Below are 18,968 nucleotides of genomic sequence, written 5' to 3'. Positions count from 1 at the left end.
ATTGGCAATTATTGGGAGAGCTTAAATACTCTTAATCGTTGGGGCGGTAATTTCAAAAGCTTTATTGATGTTCCCCATTTTGAAAGAAATTGTTAAATTCTCTTGACTTCTATCTTAAAATCTAAGCAAATCATGTCCATACGGCCCAGCGCAATCACAGCCTGCACGCGTTTGTATACCAAAATCACTACTTAGGCTCGCAGCAAAATCATAAGGTGAAATACCTTTTACATTAAATGCAAAAATAGGCAATCTGTCTAAATTTTTAGGGCAATAATTTATCACCTCATTTATCTTTTCTAACTCTTTGCAAAACATCTCACCTAGCTCACATTCAGCCACTTTTATATTATTAAGTCCGATCTCATTTCTTAGTTTATAGGCTAAATTTGCACGGATTAGCTGCATTATCGGCGGTGTACCACCCTCTTCTAAATTTTCAACTTCATTAGTAAAAATATGCGATGTCCTGCTTACATATTTGACTGTGCCTCCTGCTGCAAATGTAGGCAAATTTTTACAAAGCTCTTTTTTGATGGCCAAAAGCCCACAACTCCCAACTCCCCCAAGTAGCTTGTGAGGCGAGAGAAATAGTGCGTCAAAATATCTGCAATCAACATTTTCATAAGCACTAAGAGTGGCCACGTCAAGTGCTAAAACGCCATCATATTTTTTAATTAGTGAGTAAACTTTTTTATAATCGGTTTTAACGCCAGTGACGTTTGAGGCGGCACTAAAGCTAGCTATTATCTTTCTTTTTGCATTTTGCTTTAATGTATTCTCAAGCATCACATAGTCTATCTCATTATTTTCATCAAGCTCTATACGTTTTATATCACAAAGCCCTTCTCTTAAGCTAACTTCAACAGAGTGATGCTCATAAGGGCCAATGATCGCTAGTGGCAAGTTTAAATTTCTTAAATTTGCTTCACCGATCAAGGCTCTTGTAGCTGGAGGCAGATAAATTCCCACTATCTCCTGAAATTTCTTTATCGCAGCCGTTGCTCCTTGACCAGTCGCGATAAGATAAAAACTATCGTCAAGGCCTAATAAGCTTTTTAATTCAGCCCTTGCATTTTCATAGTATTTTTGCGTTAGCAACGCGCTTGAACTACTATCTGAGTGAGTGTTTGCGTAGGTTTTTAAAAATTTTAAAATTTCATCTTCAATGGGCTTGTAAGCAAGACCTGAAGCCGTGTAGTCAAAATAGTAAAGACCCTCTTTTAAAATGATATTTTTTCTTACTTCATCGATATTTAGCAATGTTTTCCTTTTATTTAAAGCAGGGATTATAATTAAATTTTCATAAAAAAGCTTGCAAAATAAGCATCTTTTAAAGCAATAAATTTCTTTGTAAATTTTCTATATTTTTCTTTATCGTGCCATCTTTATAGATAGCGGATATTAAGGCGATCATGTCTGGCTTTACTCTAGCGACACTTGCAATGTTACTAGAGTTTATGCCACCTATGACACACACATTCATTCCCATTTCTTTTGCTTGTGATATGGTTTGGGCCTTGCAAAGTGACGCATTTGGTTTTGTTGGGCTTTTAAACATCGCTCCAAAAGCCACATAGCTAGCACCATTTTGTTTTGCCCTAAGGGCAAGCTCCAAGCTATCATAGCAGCTAACCCCCACGTAAGCGTCATCCCCTAAAATTTCAAACGCCTCTTTTATACTCACATCATCTTTTCCCAAATGCACGGACTTTGCCCCTATATGAGCAGCAAATAAAATATCATCATTTACGATAAATCTTGCTCCAAATTTTTCGCATAGGTTGAAAATTTCACCAGCTAGCCTTTCATCTTTGGGTATTTTTTTAGAACGAAATTGAAAAAATTTCACCCCACACTCTAAAATTTCTTTAGTATATTGCAAGGCTAAATTTTCAGGCATCAATACATCGTCGCTAATCGCGTAAATTTCAATCACTTATGCCAACTTTATGATTTAGTAGACGTTTGCCAAATTTTGTCGTAATTGCATTTTTAATAGCATTTAAAATGTATTTTTTGGCTAGTTTTATGGCCTCTTCTTTGGCGTGTCCATTTGCCAGCAAGCAGGCCAGCGCACTTGCAAAGCTACATCCAGCCCCATGCATGATCTCTGGTTTTATTAGTGGCTCTTTAAATTTAATCACGTCACCATTTTTTTTAAAAAGAGTATCTTCACAAATTTCTGCAACCGTACTTCGCTTTAAGATCATATCGCAAGGTAAATTTTTACTATTAAGCTCCAAAACTTTGGCTTCATCGATATTTGGTGTAATAATGTCTGCGAATTTAAAAAGCTCTTTTAAGCTTGCTATCGCGTCATCCTCAAGAAGCTTTGAGCCTGATTTTGCTACGCAAACTGGGTCTATTACTATTTTAATGCCTTGCTTATGAAATTTTTCAAGCCAAGAACCAACGCAAGATATAAGCTCTTTATTAAAAAGCATACCAACCTTTATGGCATCTATGTTTAGCTCTTCGTCTACCATTTTGATTTGTTCATTTAGATTTGTAACATTTGTAGCAAAGATATTGCTAACGCCATTTGTATTTTGTGCCGTAAGAGCCGTAATAGCCGTCGCTGCGTAGCAAGAAAATGCCTCGCATGTCTTAATATCAGCCTGCACGCCAGCACCACCAACACTATCACTTCCTGCAATGATTAATATATTTTTCATCTATCTCCCATACAACCTGAAATTTTATCAACACTAAAAGGATCATCGACCTTCCAAATGCTTGAATACTTTTTAATGCTATTTTTTAATGCATCTACTAAATAATCCACGTCCTTTAGCGTATGCGTATAGTGGAGTCCAGCCCTTACCCAGCCTGGCTTATGGGTAAATAATGCATCTTCTTTTAAATGAAGCAGATCATGTCCATATGGTCCAGCGCAAGAACATCCTGCACGCGTTTGAATACCATATTCTTTGCTTAAAACTTTAGCTAGTTCATAAGGCGAAACACCAGTTACGTTAAAAGAAAATATCGGCAAACGCTTTATGTTATTTGGACGATAGCACGTAAGCTCAGGAATTTCTGCTAGTTTTTTTTCCAAATACTCTCCAAGCTCGCTCTCATTTTCATATATTGTCTCAAATCCTATCTCATTTCTTAGCCTATAGGCCAAATTTGCTCTTATAAATCCTAAAATAGGTGGAGTGCCAGCCTCTTCTAACTGCTCACTATCTTTTACAAATATAGCGTAGTTTTTGCTGACATAACTTACCGTTCCACCGCCAGCAAATGTCGGCTCATCTGAGTTTGCAAGTATCTTTTTTATAGCAAGAAGCCCACAACTTCCAACTCCACCAAGTAATTTATGAGGAGATAAAAAAAGAGCATCAAAATAGTCACAATCGATATTTCCATAAGCACTAAAGCTTGCAGCATCAAATGCCACAATGCCACCATAAGATTTTACAAGAGTATAAATTTTGCGGTAGTCGCTCAAAACCCCAGTCACATTTGAAGCCACACTAAAAGTTGCGATGATCTCACGACCGACATTTATCCTTAAAATTTGCTCCAAATGATTAAAGTCGATCCCTCCATTTTTATCAAGCCTGATACGCTCAACCTCACAAAGTGCTTGCCTAAAACTTATCTCATTTGAATGATGCTCATAAGGGCCAAGTACTACGAGCGGAGAATTTTCATCTGGCTTTAGGGCATATCTTTTTTTTAACGCTGGCGGTGCATAAATTCCTAAAATTTCTTGAAATTTCTTTATCGCGCCGGTAGCTCCATTGCCACAAGCAAAAAGATAAAAACTATCATCAAGTCCTAGCAAGCTTTTTAATTCACGTCTTGAATCTTCATAAATTTGAGCGGTTTTATAGGCATTTGATGAGCTGATAGAGTGTGTATTTGCGTATGTTTGAAGTATTTTTGCTATCTCATCTTCGATAGGTTTATAAGCTAGCCCTGAAGCTGTAAAATCAAAATAATAAATGCCATTTTTTAAAATTATATTTTCTCTAATATGCTCTAAATTTACCAAATCACAACCCTTGTTTTTTGCGTAGCATTATAGATTACTTTAGCTAAAATATACTACAATGCCCAAATAAAGGAGCCGATATAAAAGCTTTAAAATCAACATTTGAGCGAATGAAACACCTCGATATAAATGAACTTATTAAATTTCATCTCGTCTTTGATGAGTTTGATTTAAAGCACTCATATTATGATGTTTTTGAAGCGATCGAGGCTGAAATTTTAAACAACTTTATAGCCTTGATGCCAAAATTTTACTTCGAATCCGATACAAACGATGCTATAAAATCTGCCCTCATAAAACTCGCACGAAGCGATAGAAAAAAATTTAGCGTAAATAAAATTTTACCTCAAAGCCTAGCTAGCAAAGTCTACGCAAAGCTTTTTGAAAAGAATTTTTTACTGCTAGAAAAAAGTAGAGAAGTACTGCCAAAAAGATCAAAAAACCAGATGTTAAAAAAAGAAGAAAGGGGCTATAAAGTTGAGGATAAAATACATTTTAATAGCCATTTTTCAAGGTTTTGGTTTAGATTTATAGAGCCAAATTTAAGCTTGCTAAAAGCTGGTAAAAATGATGAAATTTTAGCCATTATAAAAAAAGAATTTGACGAATATGCAAGCCTTGGATTTGAAATTTTATGCGGTGAACTCATGGCAAAAAAATTTCTAATTAATGGCATATTTTTAAGTAGCTTTTGGAGCAGGAATATAGAGCTTGATATGCTATTAAATATAGGCGGCAAGATCATAGTCGGAGAGGCAAAATACAAAGAGAGAAAGGTTTGCAAAAACGTGCTAAATTTACTATTAAAAAAATGCGAAAAACTAAATATCAGTCCAGATATTATCGCTCTTTTTTCAAAGAGTGGATTTAGTAGCGAGCTAAGAAATTTAAAGGATGAAAGGCTAAGGCTTTATGAAATTAGCGATTTTGAGGAACTTTTAAAATGAACGAACACGATATCCAAGCTGGCTTAAAAAGCCTGATAGAGCAGACTTATCTGATAGAAAACGAATATAAAAATTTAACATCATCTTATGCAAATTTGCAAAATTTCATTAAAGATATTGTGGAAATTTTGCCAAATGCTATCTGGGTGCTAGATGAGAATGATGAGATCTTTTTACAAAACTCAGAAGCAGTAAGACTTGGTAAAATTTTTAAAGAGATACCAAAAAAAGAGGGCGAGATAAATGTAGATGGGCAAATTTATCTTTTTAAAACAAGCTCTAAAGACAATAAACTAATAATCTCTGCAACAAACATAACAGTAGAAAAACGCACCGAGCGTCTTGCATCTATGGGTCAAGTAGCAGCTCACCTAGCCCACGAGATCAGAAATCCAGTAGGCTCTATCTCGCTTTTAGCTTCAACTCTACTTAAAAGAGCTGATGAGCGCACAAAGCCTATAGTAAATCAAATACAAAAAGCTACATGGCGAGTCGAACGTATAATCAAAGCCACTCTACTTTTCACAAAAGGGCTTAATATAAATGCACAAATTTTTGACTTTTCACAACTTAAAAAAGAGTGCGAAGAGGCTATAAATTTTTACGACTATTCAAAGGATATTAAATTTAGCCTAGAATTTCCAGATGGCAAATATACGGGTGATCTTGATCTACTAGCCATTGTCTTTCAAAATATTTTATTTAACGCTATTGATGCCATCGAAGAGAGCGATGATGATGAGGGAGAGATCATTTTAAGCTACGAAAAAACACCGAGTGAGCATAAATTTATCATTTATGATAGTGGCGAGCCTATCAAAGATAAAGCCATAGTCTTTGAGCCGTTTAAAAGCAGCAAGCTAAAAGGAAACGGCCTTGGACTGCACCTTTGCTTGCAGATCATAGAGACTCACAAAGGCAGTATCGAGATCACACTAAATCCAAAAACATTTTGCATAAATTTACCAATAAAGGAGAAAGAATGAACATACAAAACGAACTTGAGGCTTTTAAAAAATCTCTTCAAACGCTTGATTTAAGAGAAATTTCAAACGATGGAGCAAAAAACGTTGCATTTATCTGTATCGATATGATAGAAGCTTTTGCTGGTAGCGGCGCACTCTCTAGTCAAAGAGTAGCTGCCTTATCAAAAGGGATCGCAACACTTTTTGATAGAGCGTGGAAAGATTTTGGCTTTAGAAATTTTATCCTTATAGAAGATAGACACACCAGTGATTCAAAAGAATTTGAGACCTTTTTACCTCACGCTATGCTCAATACAAATGAGATAAAAACTGTAAAAGAGATAGAGGATCTAAGCTTTTTTAAAGAGTTCAAGACATTTTATAAAAACTCTTTAAGCATTGCGTTTAATAAAGAATTTGAGAAATTTTTAGAGCAAAACCCACAAATTGACACTTTTATTGTTACTGGAGATTGCACTGACATGTGTGTTTATCAGTGCGTTAGTTATCTTAAGCTACGAGCCAATGAATACAATAAAAAATCAAGAGTTATCGTGCCGTTTGATCTTACGCAAACGTACGATATACCAGGACACAATGGTGACTTTTACCACGAGATGTTTTCTCTTCATATGAAGCTAGCACTTGGTGCTGATGTGGTAAAGAGTATTAAATTTTAAAGCTTACTTGAAATATTTATGAGCCTATTTAGCTCGTCAAATTTAAAGCTAAGCTCGTATTTATCCGATACGATTTCATTAGGACTTTCGCTAAATTTCATATCACAGCTTAGCAAAAGTCCTTTTATAAAGATTTTATGATCTAGCTCGTAAGTGCTTAAATACTCATTTACTACGCCTAAAAGCTCATTTGATAGCACTGGCTCTTCAAAGACCACATCTGATCTAAAAGCCACATACGCCGCTCCTCCATCGTACTCTATCCTATAATAATTTTGCTCATCAAAAGCAGCGCAAAGAACCATACTAATCGTGTGACCATTGAAATTTTCATCTAGGTCAAATCGTGGCGTGCTAAATGCACTAAGTCCAAATTTCTCGCCAAACTCACGTGCTTTATTTGCAAGCTTGAGCAACCGCTCATCAAAGCCATTTATATTTTCATAACCCCAAAGCCACGTATTTGACGAGAAGCTTTCAGAGCCAATAAACTGCATGTCAAACTCACGCCCATCAAAGTAAATTTTGCCACTATCAAAATCAACCTGCCAGTTGCTACCTTCAACAAGTAGCTTAAATGCACGTTTTTGAAGTAATGTCGCTTTGCCAACACATGCGCTAAAAAACTCGCTCCAGTTACTTTTATCTACGCCAAGCTTATCTAAAAACATCGCTTCTTTAGGCATTAGCAAGCTATTGCTTGAAGTGCTTTTTCTTTAAAGCTGTCATTTACAACAAATTTTGTCTTATAGACAAAAATTTGAGCCGTATTTTCATTTTTTATCTTAATAACAAGACGTTTATCGTTGTTTGTGCCACTTTTTATATGTTCGTTATAGCCAAGATTATAAAGATTAGTGATCTTATCTTTGCTAAGCTCACTAAGGCATAAAAGTACCTCTAGCTCAGCATATTCTCTTGCTCTTTGAGGCGTGCTAGCTTCTTCATTTTTAGAAAATTTAGAGTTTTGTTTTAGCTTTCTTGTCTTAAAGTCTAAATTTTGTGCATCTTCTAGGCTATAAACCTCGTTTAAATTTGTCCTTACGAATTGATCATCTTTTGTGATATTTATCCTAAAAGCATAAGGCAGGTCGCGTTTTGCTTCATCTTTTACTATATCTTCGATATTGCCAAGCTCTCTTTCAAAGACTGCGATCTCGATATTTCCGTGAAAATCAAGCACGTTTATAGTGCCCATTTTCTTGCCACTTTTGGTTATCCTTGTGCTAAAGTCCTCGATCTTACCAACGACTAAAATTTCAGCACTTTGTGGCAAGCTCTCAAATTCTGAGCTTAGAGTATATTTTATCTTGTTGATCTCGTCTTTATAATCATCAAGCGGGTGGCCTGAGAGGTAGATACCAACGCTCTCTTGCTCAAATTTTAAAATTTGCTTGATGTCAAATTCATCATTTATCGTGACAAAATTTATCCTCACATCATTCATGCTCTCATCTTCGCCAAACAAGCTCTCAACAGCATTTTTACGGATCTGAGCTGCACTTTTGCAAGCTTCTATGATATTTTCTACATTTTGCATAAGCATCTTACGACTAAAGCCAAACTCATCAAAGCAACCAGCTTTTATGAGGCTTTCAAAGACCTTTTTATTTACTTTAAATGGATCGATCCTTGAGACAAAGTCGTCCATACTCTTAAACTCGCCATTTGCTTCACGCTCAGTGATAATGTTTTCAATAGCCGCTCCGCCAACACCTTTAATCGCACCAAGCCCAAAGATAATGCCGTCATGATCGCCATTTTTAACGACGCTAAATTCTTTAGTTGATTTGTTGATAGATGGCGGTAAAGTATCTATATTTATGCGTTTTATTTCATCAATATAGCGAACGATCTTATCGACGTTGCTCTCTTCACTTGTAAGAAGTGCTGCCATAAATTCAGCCGGATAATAGGCCTTAAGATAAGCCGTTTGAAATGTGACGTAGGCGTAGGCGGCGGAGTGAGATTTATTAAAACCATATCCTGCAAATTTTACAATTAGCTCGAAAAGATCGTCTGCTTTTTGTCCATTTAGCCCTTTTGCCTCAGCGCCTTTTACAAACTCACCCTTTAGTCTATCCATCTCTTCTTTGATCTTTTTACCCATCGCACGGCGCACAAGATCCGCCCCACCGAGGCTAAAGCCGCCTATAGCTTGAACGATTTGCATAACTTGCTCTTGATAGACGATGACGCCGTATGTTGGCGCAAGGATTGGCTCAAGCTCTTTAAATGAGTAGGTTATCTCTGCCTCGCCATGTTTTCTTTTGACAAAATCATCAAGCATACCACTTTCCATTGGTCCTGGGCGGTAGAGTGCTAGCATCGCGACGATATCCTCGAAGCAGTCTGGACGCAAGCTAGTTCCTAGCTTTCTCATGCCCTCGCCCTCGATTTGGAAAATTCCTATCGCTTGGCCGCTTTGTATCATTTTATAAACATTAGAATCGTTTTTATCGACCTGCTCCCAGATGATGTCTCTGCCAGTGCGCTGTTTAACGAGCTTTATGGCATTATCGATAACCGTTAGTGTTTTTAGTCCAAGAAAGTCAAATTTTATTAAATCCACATCCTCAAGATACTTAAGGCTATACTGCGTAACATATCGATCTTCTGGGCTGTTTGGCTGACGAAATAGCGGAGTTTTGTTCCACAGCTCCTCATTTGAGATAACGACACCTGCTGCGTGCTGGCCGGCGTTTCTATTTAGCCCCTCAAGATCAAGTGCAAATTTCCAAATTTTAGCTGCCTTTGGATTTTGGTTTATTAGCTCAGCTATCTTTGGCTCTTTTTCATAAGCATCTTTTAGCGTAATGCCTAGTTCATCAGGTATTAGCTTTGCCATCGCATCAGCTTCGGCATAAGGCATATCACAAACCCTAGCAACATCTCTTATAACACCTTTTGCGAGCAATTTACCAAAGGTAATAACGCCAGCAACGTTAAATTTTCCGTATTTTTGCGTAACATAGTCAATTATCTCGCCACGCCTACTTTGACAAAAGTCCACGTCGATATCTGGCATACTAACACGCTCTGGGTTTAGAAATCTCTCAAAAAGTAGGTTGTATGGGATCGGATCAAGGTCGGTGATCTTTAGCGAGTAAGCGACCAAGCTACCAGCCGCAGAACCACGCCCTGGGCCAACTGGCACGCCTCTACTTTTAGCCTCATTTATGAAGTCCCAAACGATCATCATATAGCCTGGGAAATTCATTTTATTTATTATGCCAATCTCTATCTCAAGACGCTTTTTGTATTCGTCATGTAAATTTTCAGGAACAAATTTTAGCCTCTCTTCAAGCCCCTTTCTGCATTCATATTCAAAAAACACAGCATCATTTTTAAAACTATATCTATTTTCAGGCTCTGGAAGTGTTAAATTTCTCTCTTTTGCATATTCAAGTGTAAATTTAAAATTTGGCGGAGTTGGATTGCCAAGCTTGATTTCAAGGTTGCACTTATCTACGATCTCTTGGGTATTTTCTATCACTTCAGGGATATCTAAAAATAGCTCACTCATCTGCTCTTTGCTTTTTACAAAAAACTCATGAACGCTGTGGCGAAGTCGGTTTGGATCATCTAAAGTTTTGTTCATCGCGATACACATAAAAACCTCATGTGCGTCGGCTCGCTCTTTAAAAGTGTAGTGAGTATCGTTTGTAGCGATAACCTTTATACCAGTCTCTTTGGCGATGCGTAAAATATCATCATCAATGCGTTTTTGATCACCGATGCCGTGACGCATGATCTCAAGATAAAAGTCATCTCCAAAAATTTCTTTATACTCAAGTGCGACCTCTTTTGCTCTCTCGTAGCCTTTAGCGCCAAATTTGACGTTACGATCGCTTAAATTTAGATGCCAGCTCACTTCGCCCTGCAAGCACGCTGAGCTACAAACCAAGCCCTCGCTGTGCTCTTTTAAAATTTTCTTATTTATACGAGGATAGTAGTAAAAGCCCTCGATGTAGCTCATAGAGCTAAGATACATTAAATTTTTATAGCCAGTCTCGTTTTTGGCGATTAGTATGAGGTGAAAACGCTGTTTAGTACTCTTGTCATCAAGCTGCTCGCCATTATGAACGTAAGCTTCGATGCCAATTAGTGGTTTTATTCCCTCTTTTTTCATCGCTTTGTAAAAATCTATCGCTCCAAACATATTGCCGTGATCAGTAATCGCCGCTGCTGTGTCGCCTCTATCATGAAGCACGTGAGCTAGCTCTTTTATCTTGTTCGCTCCGTCAAGAAGGGAGTATTCGGTGTGTAAATGCAGGTGTGTAAAGCTAGAATTTTCACTCATTTTTTATCCTTTTTTAATGAGTGGATTTTACAAAATTTTGGCTAATAAGGTGCTTGATGAAAACTTAATGGGAGCTTTAAAAATTTATAGAATTTGTAGTTTGTGGCTAAGAACGAAGCGCGCTGCCATCTGACGCACTATGCTATTAAGGTCTTGTAAATTTTAAACGAGTAATTTCGGCTCTAATTTTAGTGGCAAGCTTTGCGAGACTTAAAATCAGTAGTCAAATCTTGCGAGTGAGTAAAAATTAGATTAATTTAAAAGAATTAGATCGCGGACTAAGCCGCAATCCATTATAGATAAACTGGGATATTTGTGTGTTCCAAGAAAAATCTCGAAGTGCCACCAAGCACCATTTCCATAAGACCATTTTCACCATATCTGCTAGCAACGATTAGATCAGCGTTTCTATCAATAGCTGCTTTTAAAAGCGCTTCACCAGGTATCATCGTGGTAGCAATCACTTCAAAAGTGGCTGATATGCCATGAATTTTGAAGTACTCTTCAAGCTTCTTAAGATTTAGTTCAGCATTATCACCAAGGCTTGCTTTTGAGGTAATGCACTGAACCTTTTTTGCCTTTTTTAAAAGATCTATCGAGCCTGTTAATGCCCTTGAGCTTTGTGTCGTACCAGTCCAGCTAACAAGGATATTATCGGCTTTAAACTCACGCATTTTTCTAGGGATTACAATCGCATTTTTACCACTTTTTAAAACAGCTGACTCAAATGTTCCAGTGATCTTTCCATCAAGTGGCACAGCGGCCACTACAAGATCGCAAAATTTACTCTCTTGCTCCACTATCGCGCTTCTTTTGCCACTATGGATCGTAAAATTTGCAGTGCAAACATCTTCAATGATTTCACTAGTTACTTTTATGCCAAGCTCAGCACAAATTTTATTAAAAATTTTCTCATTCTCTTCATGCTCGACAGCTAGTTCAGATTTAGCTGATTTTAGAAATTCTTCAAAAAGCACTCCTCCACGAAGCGTCATTTTCATATTATAAACTACGCTTGGATCAAGCTGACAAGTCATAATTTCCATATGTGTGTTAAACCACTGAGCAACCTTTAGGGCACCATAAATTCTTGGCTCGATATCGTCTCCAGCTCCTATTGGAAAAAGCAACTTTTTGTATTTCATCATCTGTCCTTTAAAATTTATTCAACCAAAGAGAGCGAAATTTTATTTCCTTTTTGCTCGCTCACACATACTTTGACCTGATCGCCTACGTTTAATGGGGTTTTTATCTTTGAGATATGAAGCAAGCCATCAATGCCATCTTTTAGCTCGATAAATACACCAAAATCAACAACACTCTTTACGGTTCCTAAAAACTCATCACCGATATTAAAATTTGGTTTTGAACGCTCTTTGTCGTGTTTAAATGGCTTTTTGCCAAATGAACGTCCATTGTCTTTTGAAGTGATAGAGATGATGTAGTCTTTTGCGGCATCGACATTTTTCTTTGCTCCACCTGCGATTTTTACCTCACCTTTTTCTCTATCAAGATCGATTGAGACTTCAAATTTTTCAATGATCTCTTTTATAGTCTTGCCAGCTTGTCCGATGATGTCTACGATCTTGCTTGGATCAACACTAAATAGTTCAAGTTTTGGAAGCACATCTTCATTTATTTCTATATTTTTATCCGCTTCTGCCATCAAAGATAAGATATGCTCTCTACCACGTTTTGCTTGATAAAGTGCCTCTTTTAGCACTTCTAAGCTAATGCCACCAAGTTTAATATCCATCTGAAGTGCTGTGATACCATCGCTTGTACCTGCTACTTTAAAGTCCATATCACCGTCATGATCTTCAAGCCCCATGATATCTGTTAGCACTGCGTGTTTATCGCCTTCAAATATTAATCCCATAGCGACACCTGCGACAAGTTTTAAAGTATTTACGCCAGCTGCTCTAAGTGCGAGCGAGCCACCGCAAACGCTAGCCATCGAGCTTGAGCCGTTGCTCTCTAAAATTTCTGAAACGACTCTTATTGTGTATGGCGAAGCTAGATCAATACTTGGTGCAAGGGCACGTTTGGCTAAATTTCCATGTCCAAGCTCACGTCTACCAGGAGCTTTTAGTGGGCTTGCCTCACCTACGCTAAAGCCTGGGAAGTTGTAGTTAAACATAAATTTCTCTACAAAAGGTACTTTTTCAGTGAGGATGTCATACATTTGAGCATCACTATCAGTGCCAAGAGTAGTGACAACTAGGGCTTGCGTCTGTCCTCTTGTAAAGAGGCATGAGCCATGTGCATTTGGAAGCACATTTGTCTCAATACTAATAGGTCTAACTTCTTCAAGACCACGTCCATCAGCCCTTACACCCTCGTTTATGATCTGCTCTCTTACGATTTTCTTTTTATATTTGCCAAGGACATTTGTGATGACAGCCTCGTCCCAGCCCTCTTTTTGAGCGACCTCATCACTTGAAATTTGTTTCGCGATCTTGCTAAGTTCGCTCGCACGCTCGCTTTTTGCCATTTGATTGATCGCATTTTTGACTTCAGCTTTATAAAATTTATCGATGTAAATAGCGATATTTTCATTTTCTATCTCAGGTTTTAGCTCAAGCGCAGCGTCCTCTTTTTTATGCTCTTTGAAAGCTTCTTCGTAAGCACTGCTAGCTCTTAATATCGCCTTACCAGCAAAATCAATCGCCTCAACCATCATATCTTCGCTAAATTCATTCATTAGCTGTTTTTGAGCCATGCTATCACTTAAGCTCGGATCTATCATCGGCTCAATCGCAACCATTGGGATAAGCTGCGTAGTTTGCTGAGGTAAGCTTCTCATCTCGATCATCAAAAGCTCATCTTTTGTTCCAGCTACATAAAGATCGATCGCGCTTTGTTTTAGTTCAGAGTTGCTTGGATTGATAACAAATTTATCATCTATATAGCCAACTCTAACGCCACAAACTGGGCGATTTACTGGGATGTCGCTAAGATATAGTGCAACTGAGGCTGCATTTAGACTTACAACTTGCAAATCAACCTCAGGATCAGCTGAAAGCACCATTACCACTATTTGAGTTGGATATGCGTAACCTTTTGGAAAGAGTGGTCTAAGAGATCTATCAATGATGCGAGCTGTTAGTGTTTCAAAGTCGCCCGGCTTTGTCTCGCGCTTAACGTAACCACCAGGAATTTTACCAGCGGCGTAGGCTTTTTCTATGTACTGCACCGTTAGAGGTAAAAAATCCTCCTCAACTTGTGTGTCCTCTCTTGCAACAGTTGCTAAAACGACGGTATTTTTCACCCTTAAAAGCACTGCTCCGCTAGCTTGTTTTGCTACTTTATTAAGGTCAAAAATTTCAACCTGATTATTGACTTCTATACTATATTGCATTATTTTTATCTCCTTGTTGTTTTTGTAACGGCAAATAATAAGGGCTCTCTTCTAATATTGACATGATACGCTCACTCGTAGCTTCGATCTTTTTCTCGTAATACGAATCCACATCGATAAAATCAACGATCTTGTTTATCGTGTAAATTTCATCAACCATATCATTTAAATTTGTAAAGACATCAGTAGCAATCACTGGCGTTGCGTATGAGATGGATTTTACCTTCACATCAAGCAACGTCTTTATGCAAATGAGTGCCGTCATACCAGTCTCGCACCCCTCATCGATTAGTAAAATATTTTTATCTTTTAGCTCTCCTATCAAATTTCCTTTTCGGTATTTATAAACGTTTTTTAAAATTTTCTCTTCATATTTTCTATGTGCTTCGCCGTAAATATAGTCATAGCTTATATTAAAAGCTTTTATAAGTTTATCATTTAATACTATATCTTCTGTCTCGCTAACTATTGCAACGTCGCATTCGCTATTATTTGGCGCAGGTATTGGCTCGCTAAAGAGCATCTCGTAGCTTAAATTTAAACTTCTACAAACCGCATCTGTGAGTATAACTGATTCAAGCGACATACAAACAACTATCGTCTTTTTATCTACGAGCTCTTTTTTTGGCAAAATTTCAATTAGCTTGCTAGCTGCTTCTAATTGATCCTTAAATTTAGCCGTTATCATTTAGTTGGCACTCGATTTTGTACTACTTTGTGAGAAGTCATAGTGCAAACCGCCCATTGGATAGAAATTTATCGTGAAATAAATACCATTTTTTCTAGTTGATGCTGAGCCGTTTATTGTTGTTGTTGGCTCGACATCTTGTTGATAAATTATCCCGTAATTCCAGCATTTTCTTTGATGAAGCACACCAATTCTCCAGCTTTTTGTGTAACTTCGCTCAATATCATATTGCCAGCCGCCAATAAGACTATACTGATGAGGTAATTTTACTCCAAGACCACTTGTAAAATAACTATCTTTTGTCGCACTATTTTTTATTTTGCTATCATTTTTCTTCATAGTATGAAGCATATTTAGCCAAAATAGATCATTCGTGTATGAAAATCCGCTTTGTACCTTTTTAAGCTCTTTGCTCTTGTGTGAATATTCAAGCTTATTATAAAGGCTTAAATTTTCAAATGGATATAGATAGATAGCATTTTTTAAATTCGAATATTCATCTTCTTTTGTGTAATATCCTTGAGAAATACTATGTTTTATAATCTTTCTACCATTAGAGTTAAAGAAATACTGAGTCAGATAACCAGAAATTTCTTCCTTACTCTGCTCTTGAGTCAAGAAATTTTCATATTCATTTAGATTTTTATCATAGATAAACTCATCATCCAAATTTCCTTTTCTATAGCCTGGCAGTAGGTATTCGGCCCCAAAATTTAGAGTGTGATAAAAGCTTTCATACGCTTTTGCAAGGTCAGTGTGAAGGGTAAATTTGTGGTAATTATTTACAAAATTTGTATGTTTATCTTCTCTTTTATCATCAAATGAATTTATCTTATTCTCGTAATTTATTCTTGAAGCGTATAAATACTCGTAAAACGAAAACGTTAAGCTATCATCAAGTAGTGGTACATGCACTGAAGCTGGAAGTGTAAATTCATACTGAGTCGCTCTAACGCCTATTTTTCTATCATATCTATGTGACTGAAGATCAAGTGAATATAAGATATTTGGCAAAACAATATCATCTGTAAATTTATGATACTGAAGCGATGGGAGCTCTTGAAGCGTGTCTTTGTTCTCATTTTTTGAGCCAATTTTTTCAGTATCTATGTAGTATTTTGCATAAGCACCAAAATAATGATCGTCATTTGCGATGAAATAGTTAAATTTAGAAGTTACAAGCGAATCATAATCATCATCTCTGCCCTTTAAATTTAAATAATCTATATCATTTAGCTTCGTTGCATCTATCCAAATTCCCTCTTGCAAATCCGCTTCGCTAAGGTATCTTATAAGCTTATCTCTTTCGTATTTTAGTCCAATGCCTTTATGTGTTTTATTTTTTAGTTCAGCCTTATTTGATGTCTCTCCTTTTTGCTTGGCTTGGTAGCTGTTTTTATCAGTAAATGACCCAAAGCTGATTTCGCCCCTTGAATCAGGCGACTCAGTAAATCTAAACGCACCATAAATTCCAGCACCTCTGTTTGTTCTTATCTGCGGATCAAGCTCGAAGTCCCACTCATTATAAGGTGCAAAATAAATCGGCTGCTTGTAATAAAAGCCTTCAGATTTTCCGTATCCAAGCTCAGGCGGTAAAAGGCCTGTTCTTCTTGTGGTATCTGTTGAAAAACCAAAATATGGCAAATAAAAAACTGGCACATTAGCTATACGAAAGACTGGGTTAAAAAGGTGTAAAAATTTGCTTTGTTTATTTAGCATAGCTGAGCTTGAGGTGATACTCCAGTCAGGATCTTGGACATTACAGCTTGAAACCATCGCTTTTTTTACTCTATAGTACTCACTGTCAGAGCTGCTCTCATCGCTTCTCATCCATACTTCCATGTCTTTATTCATCATAAAAAGCGATTCAAAAGCAGTATCATTATTTTTTAAATTTAGCTTTGCATAGTTTGAGCGAGAGACTTCGCTCTTTCCTTTCATCATGTTGACGTTACCAAATAGCTCGATAACCGAATTATTTTGATCATACACAGCACAATCAGCCGTTACAAGATAATCTTGTGAATATACAACGACGTTTTTATTGGCCGTGACGATACCTTTATCTTGCTTTACATCATCAGCCAAAAGCTGCACATCTTGCACAGCTGCACTTAGATTTAAAATACAAACCGGAACTAAAAATAAAATTTTACGCATTTATCACCACTGTTTTTGCTATTTTGTCTTGCCAAGTCTGCCTAGCTGGATTTGCAAATGCCCATGCAAAACCAAGATAAAAACAAGCTTCACTAACCAACCTAAAAATCGCTCTTACCAAGCTTGAAATAAAATTTGGTCTATCTAAAATTTCTACATTAATGCACATCGTCTTTGTTAGCATTTGCCCAAGACTCGCACCATAATACCAAACAAAAAATGCATGATAAATAATCTTTAGTGCGACTATTTGCCAAAAGAAATTTAAAGTCAAATTTCTGGCTTCATCATAGCTCATAACCGACAAAAAGGCATCCCAGTAAATGATCAAAAACAAAAAAGAAACGATACATTCATCAATTGAGTAAGCTAGCACTCTTTTTGAAAATGGCGCTAGCGAAATTTCTTCTTTTTCAAGTTTTTCAACTATCTGCATACTCATTTTAATGCCTGCCAGGCAATATCTTTTCTATAATGTGCTCCATCAAATTTTACATTTTCGCAAAGCTCATAAGCTCTATCACGTGCCTCTTTTATACTCTTCGCAGTGGCCACACAGACTAATACCCTGCCACCATCTGCATAAATTTCTCCATCTTGCTCACTAACACCAGCATAAGCGATGTGAGCATCTTTTACATCATTTAAAACTGAAATTTTAACCTTTGGGCTACTTTTATACGGGTAGTCCTTACTAGCCATCACAACGCCAACTGCAAATTCATCTTTTAAGCTAATAGGCTTTAGCTCGCCCTTTGCAGCATTTAGTAAAATTTCACTTAAATTTCCGTCAATTAATGGCATCAATACCTCGCACTCAGGATCGCCAAATCTTACGTTAAACTCAAGTACATAAGGCTCATTTTTCACGATCATTAGCCCTACAAAAAGTACTCCACAAAACGGACTGCCCTCGTTTTTCATCCCTTTTAAAGTTGGCTTTACAACCTCTTCTTCAACCCTTTTTATCAGCTCTTTTGAAGCAAGCGGACTTGGAGCATAAGCACCCATGCCGCCAGTATTTGGACCTTCGTCATTATCAAGCAGACGTTTATGATCTTGTGCCACTGGCAAACTTACAAAATTTTCGCCGTCACAAATAGCAAAAAAGCTCAGCTCAAAGCCGTCTAAAAACTCTTCAACGACAACAAATTTACCAGCATCACCAAAGCTGGCTCCGCTTAGCATGTCGCTAACTGCCTCTTTGGCATCCTCTTTAGAATTTGCGATTATTACGCCCTTGCCAGCGCAAAGTCCATCGGCCTTTACGACCATCGGCGCGCTTAAGGTATCAATAAATTTAAATGCCTTTTCTTTATCATCTGTATTTAAATATCTTGCGGTTTTTATGTTATTTCTAGCTAAAAAGTCCTTCATATAAGCCTTGCTAGCTTCAAGTCTAGCAGCTGCTTTGCTTGGTCCAAATATAAGCAAGCCCTCTTTTTTAAAGATATCCACTACACCTTCACTAAGCGGTGATTCAGGGCCCACGATAGTTAGAGCAATATCATTTTGTTTAGCAAATTTTGCAAGCTCATAAAAGTCTTTTATCTTCAAATTCTCACCAAGGCGTGAGGTTGCACCATTTCCCGGCGCAAAGTATAAATTTATATTTTTTTCGTTTTTTAGTTTTAGAGCAATGGCGTATTCGCGGCCGCCACTTCCTATTATGAGAATATTCATTTCATCTCCGTAAATTTAAAAAACCCGAGTGGGCGTCGCATAGAAGAGTGTCCCATAAACAAAGCCAATCTTGCAAATAGATGGATACCAAACGGTTGCAACTTCTCGCCTTTTCAGACTCAAACGAAGCCACATCACAAGGCACCCATACCTTTTCGCTAACAAAAAAGTGTTG

At 37.2% G+C, this 18,968-nt stretch carries 15 protein-coding genes; 3 read left to right on the top strand and 12 right to left on the bottom strand.

The window, feature by feature from the left end; genetic code table 11:
- Nucleotides 1-114: 114 nt before the first annotated feature.
- The 4 genes from CVT13_RS08305 to CVT13_RS08290 all read right to left on the bottom strand — a co-directional run bounded on the left by CVT13_RS08305 (nucleotide 115) and on the right by CVT13_RS08290 (nucleotide 4,006).
- On the bottom strand, nucleotides 115-1,263 hold the full coding sequence (locus tag CVT13_RS08305) for an aminotransferase class V-fold PLP-dependent enzyme (protein ID WP_107812238.1): 1,149 nt from the start codon (nucleotides 1,261-1,263) through the stop codon (nucleotides 115-117).
- Between the two features lie 70 nt (nucleotides 1,264-1,333).
- Nucleotides 1,334-1,939: a thiamine phosphate synthase gene (thiE, locus tag CVT13_RS08300; RefSeq protein WP_107812237.1), complete on the bottom strand. Its 606-nt coding sequence runs from the start codon at nucleotides 1,937-1,939 to the stop codon at nucleotides 1,334-1,336.
- Complete coding sequence (locus CVT13_RS08295) at nucleotides 1,932-2,678, bottom strand: hydroxymethylpyrimidine/phosphomethylpyrimidine kinase (RefSeq protein WP_107812236.1); 747 nt, start codon at nucleotides 2,676-2,678, stop codon at nucleotides 1,932-1,934. Before CVT13_RS08295 ends, thiE begins: the two co-directional genes overlap by 8 nt.
- Nucleotides 2,675-4,006, bottom strand: a complete 1,332-nt coding sequence (locus tag CVT13_RS08290) for an aminotransferase class V-fold PLP-dependent enzyme (protein ID WP_107812235.1) — start codon at nucleotides 4,004-4,006, stop codon at nucleotides 2,675-2,677. The genes CVT13_RS08295 and CVT13_RS08290 overlap by 4 nt, the downstream gene beginning before the upstream one ends.
- 110 nt (nucleotides 4,007-4,116) lie before the next feature.
- Here CVT13_RS08290 and CVT13_RS08285 point away from each other — a divergent pair, with 110 nt between their 5' ends.
- Genes CVT13_RS08285 through CVT13_RS08275 form a run of 3 tightly spaced genes read left to right on the top strand, consistent with a single transcriptional unit; the run spans nucleotide 4,117 to nucleotide 6,598 of the window.
- On the top strand, nucleotides 4,117-4,953 hold the full coding sequence (locus tag CVT13_RS08285; RefSeq protein WP_107812234.1) for a DUF234 domain-containing protein: 837 nt from the start codon (nucleotides 4,117-4,119) through the stop codon (nucleotides 4,951-4,953).
- Complete coding sequence (locus CVT13_RS08280) at nucleotides 4,950-5,939, top strand: sensor histidine kinase (RefSeq protein ID WP_107812233.1); 990 nt, start codon at nucleotides 4,950-4,952, stop codon at nucleotides 5,937-5,939. Before CVT13_RS08285 ends, CVT13_RS08280 begins: the two co-directional genes overlap by 4 nt.
- Nucleotides 5,936-6,598, top strand: coding sequence for an isochorismatase family protein (locus CVT13_RS08275; protein WP_107785250.1), 663 nt, complete (start codon nucleotides 5,936-5,938; stop codon nucleotides 6,596-6,598). The genes CVT13_RS08280 and CVT13_RS08275 overlap by 4 nt, the downstream gene beginning before the upstream one ends.
- Here the strand turns inward: CVT13_RS08275 and CVT13_RS08270 are convergent.
- From CVT13_RS08270 to purD, 8 genes are all read right to left on the bottom strand, one after another.
- Nucleotides 6,595-7,284, bottom strand: coding sequence for a DUF6882 domain-containing protein (locus CVT13_RS08270; protein ID WP_107812232.1), 690 nt, complete (start codon nucleotides 7,282-7,284; stop codon nucleotides 6,595-6,597). The genes CVT13_RS08275 and CVT13_RS08270 overlap by 4 nt on opposite strands.
- The gene (dnaE, locus tag CVT13_RS08265) at nucleotides 7,284-10,901 is read right to left on the bottom strand and encodes a DNA polymerase III subunit alpha (RefSeq protein ID WP_107812231.1); all 3,618 of its coding nucleotides are present in this window, start codon (nucleotides 10,899-10,901) and stop codon (nucleotides 7,284-7,286) included. Before dnaE ends, CVT13_RS08270 begins: the two co-directional genes overlap by 1 nt.
- A gap of 293 nt (nucleotides 10,902-11,194) precedes the next feature.
- Nucleotides 11,195-12,046, bottom strand: coding sequence for a universal stress protein (locus tag CVT13_RS08255; protein ID WP_021091781.1), 852 nt, complete (start codon nucleotides 12,044-12,046; stop codon nucleotides 11,195-11,197).
- A gap of 17 nt (nucleotides 12,047-12,063) precedes the next feature.
- Nucleotides 12,064-14,262, bottom strand: a complete 2,199-nt coding sequence (locus CVT13_RS08250) for a polyribonucleotide nucleotidyltransferase (protein WP_107812230.1) — start codon at nucleotides 14,260-14,262, stop codon at nucleotides 12,064-12,066.
- On the bottom strand, nucleotides 14,252-14,950 hold the full coding sequence (locus CVT13_RS08245) for a hypothetical protein (RefSeq protein WP_021091548.1): 699 nt from the start codon (nucleotides 14,948-14,950) through the stop codon (nucleotides 14,252-14,254). Before CVT13_RS08245 ends, CVT13_RS08250 begins: the two co-directional genes overlap by 11 nt.
- A complete protein-coding gene (locus CVT13_RS08240) occupies nucleotides 14,951-17,110 on the bottom strand; it encodes an LPS-assembly protein LptD (protein ID WP_107812229.1) in 2,160 nt (719 codons plus the stop codon).
- Complete coding sequence (locus tag CVT13_RS08235) at nucleotides 17,103-17,552, bottom strand: RDD family protein (RefSeq protein WP_072595114.1); 450 nt, start codon at nucleotides 17,550-17,552, stop codon at nucleotides 17,103-17,105. Before CVT13_RS08235 ends, CVT13_RS08240 begins: the two co-directional genes overlap by 8 nt.
- Nucleotides 17,549-18,793 (bottom strand): phosphoribosylamine--glycine ligase, encoded by a 1,245-nt coding sequence (gene purD, locus CVT13_RS08230; protein WP_107812228.1) that lies wholly within the window; start codon nucleotides 18,791-18,793, stop codon nucleotides 17,549-17,551. Before purD ends, CVT13_RS08235 begins: the two co-directional genes overlap by 4 nt.
- Nucleotides 18,794-18,968 lie beyond the last annotated feature (175 nt).

Origin of the sequence: Campylobacter concisus (assembly GCF_003049085.1) — a bacterium.
GTDB lineage: Bacteria > Campylobacterota > Campylobacteria > Campylobacterales > Campylobacteraceae > Campylobacter_A > Campylobacter_A concisus_H.
The sequence above is the reverse complement of the archived record's forward strand: the minus strand, read 5'-3'. Positions and strand labels throughout refer to the sequence as shown.